The sequence below is a fragment of the Nonomuraea sp. NPDC050547 genome (assembly GCF_044457345.1).
GTDB lineage: Bacteria > Actinomycetota > Actinomycetes > Streptosporangiales > Streptosporangiaceae > Nonomuraea.
Map to the genome: position 1 here is coordinate 278,245 of NZ_JBITGW010000004.1, position 13,086 is coordinate 291,330.

The 13,086-nt window shown below is 71.8% G+C and carries 9 protein-coding genes; 5 read left to right on the top strand and 4 right to left on the bottom strand.

The window, feature by feature from the left end:
• Positions 1 to 11: 11 nt before the first annotated feature.
• Complete coding sequence (locus ACIBHY_RS12040; protein ID WP_397252504.1) at positions 12 to 2,276, top strand: ABC transporter permease; 2,265 nt, start codon at positions 12 to 14, stop codon at positions 2,274 to 2,276.
• 4 nt (positions 2,277 to 2,280) lie between these two features.
• Here the strand turns inward: ACIBHY_RS12040 and treS are convergent, their stop codons facing one another.
• Together treS and ACIBHY_RS12050 are read right to left on the bottom strand one after the other, a co-directional pair.
• On the bottom strand, positions 2,281 to 3,972 hold the full coding sequence (gene treS / locus ACIBHY_RS12045) for a maltose alpha-D-glucosyltransferase (RefSeq protein WP_397252505.1): 1,692 nt from the start codon (positions 3,970 to 3,972) through the stop codon (positions 2,281 to 2,283).
• 260 nt (positions 3,973 to 4,232) lie between these two features.
• Positions 4,233 to 5,876 carry an asparagine synthetase B family protein gene (locus ACIBHY_RS12050; RefSeq protein WP_397252506.1) on the bottom strand — a complete coding sequence of 548 codons (1,644 nt, stop codon included), beginning with the start codon at positions 5,874 to 5,876 and terminating at the stop codon, positions 4,233 to 4,235.
• Between the two features lie 98 nt (positions 5,877 to 5,974).
• Between ACIBHY_RS12050 and ACIBHY_RS12055 the strand changes: the two genes are divergently transcribed.
• From ACIBHY_RS12055 to ACIBHY_RS12070, 4 genes are all read left to right on the top strand, one after another.
• The gene (locus tag ACIBHY_RS12055) at positions 5,975 to 7,816 is read left to right on the top strand and encodes a hypothetical protein (RefSeq protein WP_397306685.1); all 1,842 of its coding nucleotides are present in this window, start codon (positions 5,975 to 5,977) and stop codon (positions 7,814 to 7,816) included.
• Complete coding sequence (locus ACIBHY_RS12060; RefSeq protein ID WP_397252508.1) at positions 7,816 to 8,592, top strand: anticodon-binding protein; 777 nt, start codon at positions 7,816 to 7,818, stop codon at positions 8,590 to 8,592. Before ACIBHY_RS12055 ends, ACIBHY_RS12060 begins: the two co-directional genes overlap by 1 nt.
• Positions 8,593 to 8,708: 116 nt before the next feature.
• Positions 8,709 to 10,091: a diaminopimelate decarboxylase gene (gene lysA / locus ACIBHY_RS12065; protein ID WP_397252509.1), complete on the top strand. Its 1,383-nt coding sequence runs from the start codon at positions 8,709 to 8,711 to the stop codon at positions 10,089 to 10,091.
• Positions 10,088 to 11,368, top strand: coding sequence for a homoserine dehydrogenase (locus ACIBHY_RS12070; RefSeq protein WP_397252510.1), 1,281 nt, complete (start codon positions 10,088 to 10,090; stop codon positions 11,366 to 11,368). The genes lysA and ACIBHY_RS12070 overlap by 4 nt, the downstream gene beginning before the upstream one ends.
• A gap of 16 nt (positions 11,369 to 11,384) precedes the next feature.
• Here ACIBHY_RS12070 and ACIBHY_RS12075 read toward each other — a convergent pair whose 3' ends face one another.
• Entirely contained in the window at positions 11,385 to 12,542 is a 1,158-nt protein-coding gene (locus ACIBHY_RS12075; RefSeq protein ID WP_379609071.1) for a cation:proton antiporter, read from the bottom strand.
• Between the two features lie 8 nt (positions 12,543 to 12,550).
• A complete protein-coding gene (locus tag ACIBHY_RS12080; protein ID WP_397252511.1) occupies positions 12,551 to 13,033 on the bottom strand; it encodes a cation:proton antiporter regulatory subunit in 483 nt (160 codons plus the stop codon).
• Positions 13,034 to 13,086 lie beyond the last annotated feature (53 nt).

Genomic DNA, 13,086 nt, shown 5'->3' on the forward strand with positions numbered 1-13,086 from the left:
GAGGCGCGACCATGAGACACGCCGGCAACCGATGGGTCAGGGCGGACCTGCGGGCCAGGCGCGGGCAGGCCGTCCTGACCGTCCTGGCCGTCGCCGGGATCGTCGCCGCGCTGATCACCGCCGCCACGCTGCTGGAGGAGGGCACCAACCCCTGGCGCAGCCTGTTCTCCCAGACCGACGGCGCCCACGTGTGGATCCACACCCAGGAGGTCCCCCAGGCGGTCAGGCTGCGCGAGATCGACGGGGTCACGCAGGTGGCCGGGCCGTACCGCTCGGCGCCCGTGAGCGTCGTGCAGGACGGCAAGAAGGAGCCCGCGGCGCTGCGCGCGCTGCCCGCCGCGGCGCCCGAGGTGGCGCACCCGGTCGTGGCCGAGGGCCGCTGGCTCGACCAGGGCCAGCTCGACGGCGTCGTGGTCGAGCGCTCGTTCGCGCGTGAGCTGGGGCTGCGGCTCGGCGCGCCGGTCACCGTGACCGCGCTCAGCGGCGCCCGCCACACGCTCTACGTCCGCGGCATCGCCGACACCGCCGAGCAGGGCTTCTACCCCGAGTGGACGCCCGGCCTGGCCTGGGTGCTGCCCGACCTGCTCGACCGCATCGAGCCCGCGCTGGGCCGCAGCGAGTACGTGACCGGCCTGCGCCTGACCGACCCCGAGGCCACCCAGGTCGTCTCCCAGCGGGTCGTGGTCATGCTGGAGGACAAGCTCCAGCGCGTCTACACCTGGCGGCAGGTCAGGGCCGCCATGGAGCTCGACAACCGGCTCCTGGGCACGCTGCTGGCGTTGTTCGGCGTGGTGGGGCTGGTCGCCGCCGCGCTGGCGCTGGCCAACGCCGCCGGCGGCCGGGTGCTCGGCCAGCTGCGTGACCTGGCGACGCTGAAGTCCATGGGGTTCACCCGGGCGCAGGTGTCCGGCCTCCTCATGGTCGAACACGGGGCGCTCGGCCTGGTCGGCGTCGCGCTCGGCACCGTCGCGGGCGTGGCGGTGATCGCCGTCGTGCTCGGCCCCTCGGCGATCGCCCCGGCGCCTGTGCTGCTCATCGTCGCGGGCACCGCCCTGGTCGTGCTGGCCGCCGTCGGCCTGCCCGCCTGGCGCGGCGGCCGCACCCCGCCGATCCCCGCCGCCCCCTCCGCGCCGCCACGGGGCCACCTGTCACGTCTGGCGCGCCTGGCCCTCCTGGTACGGCTCCCGCCCGCCCTCGTCCTGGGCACCCGCGACGCGTTCACCCGCCGCGTGCCCGCGTTCATGACCGTGTTCGGCCTGGCCGTACCCATGATGATGATCACCATCGGCCTGGGTGTGTGGTCCACCCTCGACAACTTCCAGCGCAACCCCGCCCAGGTCGGCCAGCACGCCGCCCTCCACGTCCGTCCCGGCAAGCTGGAGTCGGCCTCGGCGGAGCGCCTGGCCAAGGCCGACCGCGGCGTGGCCACCGTCTACCAGGGCGCCGACGTCAACGCTCTGGCCCCGGGTCAGGCCAGGTCGGTGCGGGTGCGGGCGATCGGCAACTCGGCGCAGCCGTACCCCTTCCCGGTGGTGGAGGGCCGCATGTACGCCCAGCCTGGCGAGGCCGTCGCCGGGCAGGGGCTGCTCGACCTGCTGCGGGCCAAGATCGGCGACCGGGTGCGGCTGACGGTCGGCGACTCGCCGCTCATCGTGCGCATCGTCGGCAGGACCGTGGAGCCCGACCTGGACGGCGAGGTGCTCTCGGTCGGCCTGGACAGCCTCGCGGCCAAGGACACGGTGCCGCCGGAGTTCTACGCGCTGGTGCTGAAGGACGGCGCGGACGCGGGGGAGGTGCGCACGCGGCTGCTCGCCGTCTCCGGCGAGGGGCTCGACGTGCAGCGCGTGGTGAACCCGGCCGAGCGGCTGACGGTCATCCGGGTGCTGATCGTGGCGCTCATCTTCGTGCTGTCGCTGATCGGCCTGGCGAACCTGCTGACCGCCAGCGCGCTCGGACTGCGCGACCACGCGCTCGACCTGGCGGTGCTGAAGGCGATGGGCCTGACTCCGCGTCAGCTCATGGCCACGCTGGTGACCGGGACCGGGCTGCTGGTGATCCTGGGCGTGCTCGCGGGCACCGCCGTGGGCGCCTCGGTGGTGACGGGCCTGATCGACCTGCAGGGTCACACCAGCGGCGTGGGCGCCGGCATCGGCCGCCCGCCCTCGGCCACCACACTCGTGCTCGCGGTGCTGGTGGCGGTGGGCGCGGCGCTGGCGGTGGCACTGATCCCCGCCAGACGGGCGGCACGGGCCCAAGTACCCGTCACCGCCCGCTGAGCGATCACATGTGTTTCAGGGCGAACCAGTAGAAGCCGTGGCCCGGCAGTGTCAGCAGGTACGGCAGGTCGCCGATCTGCGGGAACGGCACGCCGCCGCGCGCCTCCACCGGGGTCATGCCCTTGAAGCGGCGCAGGTCGAGCTCGACCGGCTGCGGAAACTTCGACAGGTTGTTCACGCACAGCATGAGGTCGTCGCCCTCTTCCCGGACGAACGTCAACACGCTGGAGTTCGACGACCACATCTCGGTGTACGCGCCGGTGCCGAAGACCGGGTGGTTGCGCCGGATCTGCAGCATGCGGCGCGTGAAGTGCAGCAGTGAGCCCTCGTGCTTTTGCTGCGCCTCGACGTTGACCGCCTGGTAGCCGTAGATCGGGTCCATCACCGCGGGCAGGTAGAGCCGCCCGGGGTCGGCGTTGGAGAAGCCGGCGTTACGGTCGGGGCTCCACTGCATCGGGGTGCGGACCGAGTCGCGGTCCTCCAGCCAGATGTTGTCGCCCATGCCGATCTCGTCGCCGTAGTACATGACGGGCGAGCCGGGCAGCGACAGCAGCAGGGCGTGGAAGAGCTCGATCATGTCGCGGTCGTTGTCGAGCAGCGGCGCCAGGCGCCGCCGGATGCCGAGGTAGGCGCGCATGCGCGGGTCCTTGGCGTACTCGTTGTGCATGTAGTCGCGCTCTTCCTCGGTCACCGTCTCGAGCGTGAGCTCGTCGTGGTTGCGGAGGAAGATGCCCCACTGGGCGCTGTCGGGCAGCTTGGGGGTCCGCGACATGATCTCGGAGATCGGCTCGCGGGCCTCCTTCTTGACCGCCATGTAGATGCGCGGCATCAGCGGGAAGTGGAAGGCCATGTGGCATTCGTCACCCCCGGTGGTGGGGTCGCCGAAGTACTCCACCACGTCCTCCGGCCAGCCGTTGGCCTCGGCCAGCAGGACGCGGTCGGGGTAGAGGCGGTCCACCTCGGCGCGCACCTTCTTGAGGTAGGCGTGCGTCTCCGGCAGGCCGGAGCACCCCGTGCCCTCGCGCTCGAACAGGTACGGCACCGCGTCCAGGCGGAAGCCGTCGATGCCCAGGTCCAGCCAGAAGCGCAGGACCTCCAGCATCGCCTCCTGGACGGCCGGGTTGTCGTAGTTCAGGTCCGGCTGGTGGTGGAAGAAGCGGTGCCAGTAGTACTGCTTGCGCACCGGGTCGTAGGTCCAGTTGGACTCCTCGGCGCCGATGAAGATGATCGGCGCGTCGGGGTACCCGGTGGGTTCGTCGGACCAGACGTAGAAGTCGCCGAAGGGCCCCTCGGGATCGTGCCGGGAGGCCTGGAACCACGGATGCCGGTCACTGGTGTGGTTCATCACCAGGTCGGTGATGATGCGTAGCCCACGGGCGTGCGCCGACTCGATGAGCTGGACGAAGTCCCCGAGGTCCCCGAAGTCCGGAAGGATCTTCATGTAGTCGGAGATGTCATATCCGCCATCGCGCAGCGGCGACTCGTACAAGGGCAGCAGCCAAAGGCAGTCGACACCGAGCCACTGCACGTAGTCGAGCTTCTCGACCAGACCGCGCAGGTCTCCGGTGCCGTCGCCGTTGGAGTCCTTGAAACCTCGGACGAGGACCTCATAGAAAACAGCCCGCTTGTACCAGTGCGGGTCCTCCGAGACGAACGTCTCGGGCACCTGCTCAGGTGTTGGGGATGCGTTGATCATGTGTCGCTCACAGAAGGAGATGTGGGCAGGACGAAGTCACCGGATACCCCGGCGTTTTGTGGTGACCGCGCCGCCTGGAGTCGTCATCCCTGCGAACCCCATGCCCTTAGCGAGCCCGGATTTGTGACCCGGTGCCCGCTTGTTCGCGGCGCTTACGGGCCGAACACTACCAGCCCGTCGGCCTTCCGGAACCCGCTTGTGCTGTGCCGCATGTAATACCCACGAGATCGCGGTGTAATCGCGACGTTACTTAGCGTTCGCTAGAACGGCGCTTCCAGTTCACCCAGGTCATGCCCGTAATCGCGCAGCCAGGCGCCGAACAGCACCAGACCGCGCACCCAGAACCGGTCGTTCCAGCCGTTGAACCGCGTTAGCGCGTCGGGCCCGCCGCCGATCACCTCGTGCAGGTCCTCCGACAGCAGGCCGGGCACCCGCTCGGCCACCGTGGCCAGCATCCGGTGCGAGTACGCGCGGGCCGGCGCCCCGGTCGAGCGCAGCGGCACCCGCTGAAGCGGCTGCTTGACGACGTTCGTGGACGGCAGCGCGGCCACGCGCGGGCTGGCCGCGTGGAGCAGCTCGCGGTAGAAGCGCCCCTTGTCCTTGCGGGCCACGCCCACCGACAGCGCCGCGTCGAAGAACTCCGGATGGATGAACGGCGCCGCGAACGAGGCCTCAGGCCCCACCAGGTTCACCGCCGAACGGGCGATGCCCCGCACCGTACGCGTGTGCAGCACCGACAGCGGCAGCTCCGCCCGATGCCCGTGGAGCATCGAGGTGGACTCGGCGAACTGCTCGCCCACGGTCTGCGCCATCCAGGCCGCCGCCGGCTCCGACAGGAACGGCCGCGACGGCGCGCCCAACGACAGCGAGCTCAGCACCGCCGCCGAGCGCTCGGCCTGCGAGGTGGCCTCCAGCGCCGCCCCGCTGACCATGAAGTTCTTCAGCAGCGGCCCGCCGGCCAGGCCGTCCACCAGGATGCGGCCGGCGCCGTGCACCTCCTTGGCGAACGGCGCGTACCAGGCGTGGTGCGGCGTCAGATACTCGAGCCTGCGCGCCACCTCCAGCGCGTCGGCCGGATAGGCGCCGGGATCCTGGGTGACCACGCGGTGCGGGATGCCCAGCTCGCGGGTGATCGCGCGGGCGAAGGAGATGTCGGTGTCGGTGCCGTCGTCCGGGCTGGTCGTCCAGGACTCCACGTCGAAGCCGCGCGCCACGGCCACACTGGCCAGCAGCCGCGAGTCGTAGCCGCCGCTGACCGGGACCAGCAGCCGCCGGCCCTCGTAGTCCTTGTAGACCTCGTGCAGGATTTCCAGGATCTCGTCCGCGCCGGCCCAGGCCTCGTACGGCTCGCGCCGCAGCCAGCGCGGCAGCCGCCGCTCGGTGGCCAGCCGCTCGCCCGTGAACACCAGCGCGCTGGAGCCGGGCAGCCGCCTGATCTGCCGGTACGGCGTCGCCTCCCCGAGCGGGAAGGTCACCTGCAGGATCGAGGCCCACGCGTCCCAGTCGATCTCGACCGGGACCAGCGAGAGCAGGGGGGCGATCAGGGAGGAGAAGTAGACGGCGTCGCCGAGCCGTACGTAATAGACGTCGACCAGCCCGAGCGCGCCCGCGTGCAGCGTGACCCGCTCGCCCGCGCCGATGAGACCGGGCGTCTCGTAGGTCTCGGCGACCGACATCCACGTGTCCCCGGCCGGCGGCTTGCGCTCGCCCCAGGAGAAGGCGAACTCGCCCTCGGAGCGGTGGTAGGGCGGCAGGGGAGCGGTGCTGAACAGCGCCGCGTGGGCGGTCTGGAGCGCGGGGCGGCAGCGCGGGCCGGCGGCGGCCAGCTTCGCCGCGACGGCGGGGTCGATCCGGCCGAGGGCTCCGCAGACGTAGGGCCGCACATTGAACTGCACCGGATCCATCCCTTCCTGCCGCTTACCGGTTGAAGGGTATCCTTTGGCCTCGTGAGCGAGCGCAGCGAGCGAGCCAACTTTGTCGTTGGCCTGCCGGAGGAAGGCCGATGACGGAGCTGGAAAGCACGCGAAAAGCGCTGAGGGACGCGGTCGCCCAGGCCGAGCACGCGGCCGAGCTGGCGCGGCTGCTGGACACGGCCCAGGCGAAGCTCGCCGCCGCCGAGCAGAGCGCGCAGGAGGCCAAGGCGCTGGCCGCGCAGGTGTCGGAGCTGGAGGACCGGCTCGACGACGAGCGTTCCGACGCGGAGAGGCTGCGCAAGGAGCTGGCGGAGCAGCGCTATCAGGCCGAGGTGGCGCAGTGGAAGCTGTCCTCCATCAAGGTCGCCCGCTGGAACCGGCTGGGTGACGCGCTGAAGTCCGGCAAGTCCAACCCGGTGCGGCTCGCCAAGGGCATCAAGGGCGCCGCCAAGGCCGCCCCGCGCCCGGTCGCGCCCAAACGCAAGCCGGTCGCCGCCGCCGACCAGAAGGCCGAGCGGCCCGGCGCCGCCTTCCAGGCCACCGCCGCGACCAGGACGATAGAGGGCGCCTCGTTCCGGCTGAAGCCGTTCAGGATCCCGACCGGCCCCAACACGCGCCCCCACCTGACGGCCGCCGTCATCGCCGGCCCGCACGCCGAGGCGCTGCTGCGCTACGAGTGGCGGCAGACGACCGGCTTCACCCCGCGCGACTTCGCCCGGGTGCTGCCGCTGGAGGTGCCCCACCTGCTCGTGGTCGAGTCGGTCACCGAGGGCCCCTGGGCCGAGGAGATCGCCGGCGAGCCGGGCGAGGGCCTGCGGGCGCTGCTGGCCTGGTGCGCCGAGCGGGGCATCCGCACGGTCTTCTGGCACACCCAGGGCGACCCCGCCGGCTTCGCCGCGGCCGCCGCCCTGTTCGAGCACCGCTTCAGCGTCGACACGGCGAGCGGCTGGCCGCGGCTGCAGTTCGGCGTGCAGCCGAGGGTGCACAACCCGCTGCCGCTGTCGGGCGGCCGGGTCGACCGGGTGCTCACGCTGGAGCAGTTGCTGCCGCCGCACCTGTCGTATCCGGACGTGCTGACCTCCTACCGCTGGCCGGCCGCCGTGGACGTGCCGCCCGGAACGCCGACATGGCGGCTGTCGGAGATCGCCGCCTGCGGCACCTCGATCGGCCCGGAGCCCGACTCCCGCCGCGCGCACGCCGCGCTGCGCCGCGCCTACGCGGGCGGCACGATGACCGAGCGGGTCGACGAGCTGCTGGAGCGCATCGGCCTGCCCAGCGCCCGCGCGACGCTGAACGTCTCGGTGATCCTGCCGGTCACCGACGCGGCGCTGCTGGAGCACGCGCTCGCCCAGGTCGCCAGGCAGAGCGGGGTCACGCAGCTGATCCTGTTCGGCCCGCCCGGCGCGGAGGAGCGCGCCCGCGACGTGATCAAGGATGCCGAGGTCGTCTTCCGCGACCTCGACCCGGCGGTGTCCACGGGCGGCATGCTCAACCACGGGCTCGACCTGTGTGAGGCCGACCTGGTCGCGGTCATGGACCCGCGCGACGTCTACGGCATGCACTACCTGTCCGACCTCGGCCGTGCCTTCCTGTTCGGCACCGCCGACATCGTGGGCAAGGCCGCCTTCTACGCCCACCTGCGCAACGCCCAGGCCACGCTGCTGAAGCAGCCGGACGCCGAGTACACCTACACGCCGGAGATCGCCGGGGCGACCCTGCTGGGCCGTCGCAACGCGCTGCGCGAGCTGGGCTTCCCCGACCTGACCGAAGGGTGGGACGAGGTGCTCATGCGGCAGTGCCGTACGGACGGGGTGAAGGTCTTCTCCGCCGACCGCTTCGGCTACGTGCGCGTGCGCGACGAGGACCGCTGGCTGCTGGGGGCCGCCCAGCTCATCGAGTACGGCTCCGCCGAGCCCCACGCGCTCATCTGATGACACCCGGGCAGCTCGCGGAGCTTCTCGGCGAGCCGCCCGCGCCCGAGGGCGACTGGACGCGGGAGGCGGTCTACCTGTCGGCCGCCGCGCTGCGCCGCCGGGTGGACCCGGGTGAGCTGGCCGCGTCCGTGCCCGGGGCGGTGGCGCTGCCGAACGGGCTGCTGCGCATCGTCCTGCCCGAGCCCGCCGACGTGCTGGCCGAGGTCTTCGCGGTGGCGGACCAGGGGTGGCCGGAGACACCGCTGACGTGGGACAACCCCGGATTTGTCGTGAAATATGCGCGCGCCAGAGCAGTGGCCGTGGCGCGCGAGGCCGCCGCCCTCGGAGTGCCCGGCGCCCCTGGAATGCCTGGCGCCCCTGGTGTGCCCGGCGCTCCTGCAGTGCCCGGTGCCCCTGCAGCGCCCGGCCTCCTTGGAGCGTCCGGTGCCCCTGCAGTGTCCGGCGTCCCTGGAGCACCCGGTGCTCCTGGTGCGTCTGGCGGGCTTGGTGCGTCTGGTGGGTTTGGTGCGTCTGGTGGGTTTGAGCCCGCGCGGTTGTCGGGGGCGCGGGATCGTGCGGTGCTGCGCGTGCTGGCCGAGCTGCCCGGCCGCCGGGTCAGCGCGGAGCCGGGGTGGGCGGCCTTTCTGGTACGGCTCGCGCTGGCCTACCACGACGCGTATGAGCACGCGGCGCCGCTGCCCGTCGGGGACGAACCGGCCTCCCCGGTGCACACCGCTCGGGTGCGGCTGGCGCTGGCCGTACAGGAAGTCCTTCCTGGACCCGACAGAATCTGAAATTTCACTCCATAAGGCGTGAAAACGTGTAAAAACTCTACAATTTCCTGCACATCGTGTCTCGACAGGTGGGCACGGTGTCCGGCGCGATCCCGCGTTCCGATAGCCTCTTTTGGGTGAGTCGATTCGCCCATCCCGCAGGGGACCGGCACGCCGAGATGCTGCCCCACGAGCGCCCGCCGCTGGCGCCCGCCGACCTCAACCGGATCAATCCCGCGATCTGGCCGCGAACGTCGAGCAGGACCGAGGGCGCGCTCACGGTCGGCGGCATCGACGTGCGTGACCTCGCCGCCGAGCACGGCACTCCGCTCTACGTCGTCGACGAGGCCGACGTGCGCTCGCGCATGCGCGACTACGCCACCGCCTTCGCCGGTTCCGACGTGCACTATGCCGGGAAGGCGTTCCTGTGCAGGGAGATCGTCCGGTGGTTGCGGGACGAGGGGCTCGGCCTCGACGTGGCCAGCGGCGGTGAGCTGGCCGTCGCGCTCAGCGTCGGCTTCCCGCCCGAGCGCATCACGCTCCACGGCAACAACAAGTCCGTCGCCGAGCTGACCCGGGCCCTGGAGGTCGGCGTCGGGCACATCGTGGTCGACTCCTACGAGGAGATCGCCAGGGTCGGCTACCTCGCCGACGAGCTCGGCAAGCGGCCCAAGGTCATGATCCGGGTGACCACCGGCGTCGAGGCGCACACCCACGAGTTCATCGCGACCGCCCACGACGACCAGAAGTTCGGCCTGTCGCTCAACACCGGCGCCGCCGCCGAAGCGGTCCGCCGCATTCTGGCGCTGCCCCAGCTCGAACTCGTGGGCCTGCACTCCCACATCGGCTCGCAGATCGTCGACACCGCCGGCTTCGAGGTGGCCGCCCGCCGCCTGGCCGACCTGCTCGTGCGGATCAAGGACGAGCACGGCGTCGTGCTGCCCGAGCTCGACCTCGGCGGCGGCTACGGCATCGCCTACGTCGAAGGCGACGAGGCCCCCGACATCAAGGAACTGGCCGACGGCCTGCGCGAGATCGTCGCCAAGGTCTGCACCGGCGCCGGGCTGCCCGTGCCCAACCTCACCGTCGAGCCGGGCCGCACCATCGTCGGCCCCGGCGGCATCACGCTCTACGAGGTCGGCACCGTCAAGGACGTCGAGGGCATCCGCACCTACGTCAGCGTCGACGGCGGCATGAGCGACAACGTGCGCACCGCGCTCTACGGCGCCGAGTACACCGCGGTGCTGGCCAACCGCGAGAGCACCGCGGCGCCCATGCTCAGCCGCCTGGTCGGCAAGCACTGCGAGAGCGGCGACATCGTCATCAGGGACTTCTACCTCCCGGCCGACCTCGCGCCGGGCGACCTCATCGCGGTGGCCGCCACCGGCGCCTACTGCCGGTCGCTGGCCAGCAACTACAACTATCTGCCCAGGCCCGCCGTGGTCGCCGTCGCCGACGGCGCCTCCCGGGTGATCGTGCGGGGCGAGACCGAGGACGATCTGCTGAGGGGGCAACTGTGAAGGTCGCGCTGCTGGGATGCGGCGTCGTCGGCTCGCAGGTCATCAGGCTCATGCGTGAGCAGGCCGACGACCTGGCCGCCCGGATCGGGGCGCCGCTGGAGCTGGCCGGCGTCGCCGTACGCAGGCTGGGGCGTAAACGCGAGGTGGACGTCGACCCCGCGCTGCTCACCACCGACGCCGAGGCCCTCGTCACCCGTGCGGACGTCGACATCGTCGTCGAGGTCATCGGCGGCATCGAGCCCGCGCGCTCGCTGATCGTCGCCGCCCTGTCCAAGGGCAAGTCGGTCGTGACCGCGAACAAGGCGCTGCTGGCCGAGGACGGTTCCACGCTCCACGAGGCGGCCCGCGCCGGCGGCGGGGACCTCTACTTCGAGGCCAGCGTGGCCGGGGCCATCCCGCTGCTGCGCCCGCTGCGCGAGTCGCTGGCCGGCGACCACGTCAACCGCGTGCTCGGCATCGTCAACGGCACCACCAACTACATCCTCGACAAGATGGACTCCACGGGCGCCTCGTTCAACGACGCGCTGGAGGAGGCGCAGGCGCTCGGCTACGCGGAGGCCGACCCCACCGCCGACGTCGAGGGCTTCGACGCCGCCGCCAAGGCCGCGATCCTCGCCGGTCTCGCCTTCCACAGCCGGGTGACCGCCGAGCAGGTGCACCGCGAGGGCATCACCGAGATCACCGCCACCGACGTCGCCTCGGCCAAGGCCATGGGGTACGTCATCAAGCTCCTGGCCATCTGCGCACGTTCCGACGACGGCCGGAGCGTCGGCGTACGGGTCCACCCGGCGATGATCCCGCGCACCCACCCGCTGGCGGGCGTGCGCGAGGCGTACAACGCGGTGTTCGTCGAGGCGGAGTCGGCCGGTCAGCTCATGTTCTACGGCGCCGGCGCCGGCGGCGCGCCCACCGCCTCCGCGGTCCTGGGCGACCTGGTGGCCGTGGCCAGAAACCGGCTGGCTGGGGCGCGCGGCCCGGAGGAGTCCACGTACGCCTCGCTGACCGTGCATCCCATGGGCGAGACCGTGACCCGGTGCCACGTGGCGCTCGACGTCGCCGACAAGCCGGGCGTGCTGGCCAGGGTGGCGGAGGAGTTCGCCCGCCACGACGTCTCCATCCAGACGGTGCGGCAGGAGGGCCACGGCGACGACGCCCAGCTGGTGATCGTCAGCCACCGCGCCACCGACGCCGCGCTCACCGCCACGATGGAGGGGCTGCGCAAGCTCGACATCGTCCGCGCGGTGGCCAGCGTGATGCGGGTGGAGGGCGACGAGTAGCCGCCCCCACCCGGGATCAGGTACGGCGGGCGATCGCGGTGATCAGCGGCTGCACCGCCTTGGCCGCCAGCGGGCCGAAGGCCGCCAGGATGAGCACGTACGCGGCGGCCAGCGGCCCGAGGTCCGGATGGACCCCGGCGGCCACCGCGAGCCCCGCGATGACGATGTTGAACTCGCCCCTCGGGATCAGCGCGATGCCCGCCCGCGCCTGACCGGCCTTGGCGATGCCCGCGCGGCGGGCGGCGTAGGCGCCGGTCAGGAGCTTGGTGACCATGCTGACCAGGGCGAGCGCCGCGGCCAGCCCGGCCACGGGGAGGATCGCCGCCGGGTCGGTCTGCAGGCCGAAGAAGACGAAGAACACGGCGGCGAACAGGTCGCGCAGCGGCTCCAGCAACGCCCGCGCGCCTTCGGCCAGCTCCCCCGACAGCGCGATGCCCACCAGGAACGCGCCGACGGCCGCCGACACCTGGAGCTGCTGGGCGATCCCGGCGACCAGGAGTGCCAGACCGACGACCTTCAGAAGGAGGACCTCGGAGTTGGGGCTGGCCACGAAGCGTTCGATGAGCTTGCCGTACCGGAGGGCGAAGACGAGCACCACGCTCACGGTCGCCAGCGCGATCGCCACCGTCACCGCCCCGCTCAGCAGGCTCGCGCCGGCCAGCAGCGCGGTGAGGATGGGCAGGTAGAGCGCCATCGTCAGATCCTCGAAGACCAGGAGCGACAGGACGACGGGCGTCTCCCGGTTGCCGATCCAGCCCAGGTCGGACAGGACCTTCGCGGTGATGCCGGAGGAGGTGGCGTAGGTGACGCCCGCCATCGCGACGGCCGCGACGGGGCCCCAGCCGAGCAGCAGAGCGGCGATCGCTCCCGGCGCGGCGTTGAGCACCAGGTCCACGAGGCCGCCGCGCAGGTTGCCGCGCAGGCTGGTGACCAGCTCGTCGGCGTTGTACTCCAGGCCCAGCGTGAGCAGCAGCATGATGACGCCGAGTTCGGCGCCGACCTGGATGAACTCCTCGCTGGTGGCCAGCGGCAGGATGCCGCCGGTGCCGAAGGCCAGGCCCGCGATCAGGTAGAGGGGAATGGGGGAGATGCCGCCGCGCAGGGCCAGCGCGCCGAGCACGCCGAGACCGAGGATGACGGCACCGAGTTCGAGAAGAAGGATCCCTGCGTGCACCCGCGGGCCTACCCCGCGGCCAGGATGTCGGCGGCGGCCGAGGTGCCCTCGGGAGTGCCCACGACCACGACCACGTCACCGGCGGCGAACACGAAGTCCGGGCCGGGACTGGCCACCACCCGGCCGTCGCGCGCGACGGCCACGATGGAGGATCCCGTGCGGGTGCGCATCTGGGTGTCGCCCATGGGACGGCCCGCGTACGGCCCGCCGTCGCTGATCGGCAACTGCACGCTGACCAGGCCCTCGACCTGCCGGTGGAGCTCGTTGAGCCGCTGCACGATGCGCGGGGCGCCGAGCAGTTCGCACAGGGCGTCGGCCTCTTCGTCGTTGAGCTTGACCGCCTCGCACGCCTGGTCCGGATCGTTCTTGTCGTAGATCACCAGGTCCCGGCGCCCGCTGCGGTGCGAGACGATGCCGATCCGCCTTCCGGACTGGGTGGTGAACTCGTGCCGCAGTCCGATCCCCGGCAGGGCCGTCTGCTCGACGTCCATTGCGTGCCCTTTCATTGCTTTTGTTGAACTTCATACTATTGGCCGGGGATGAC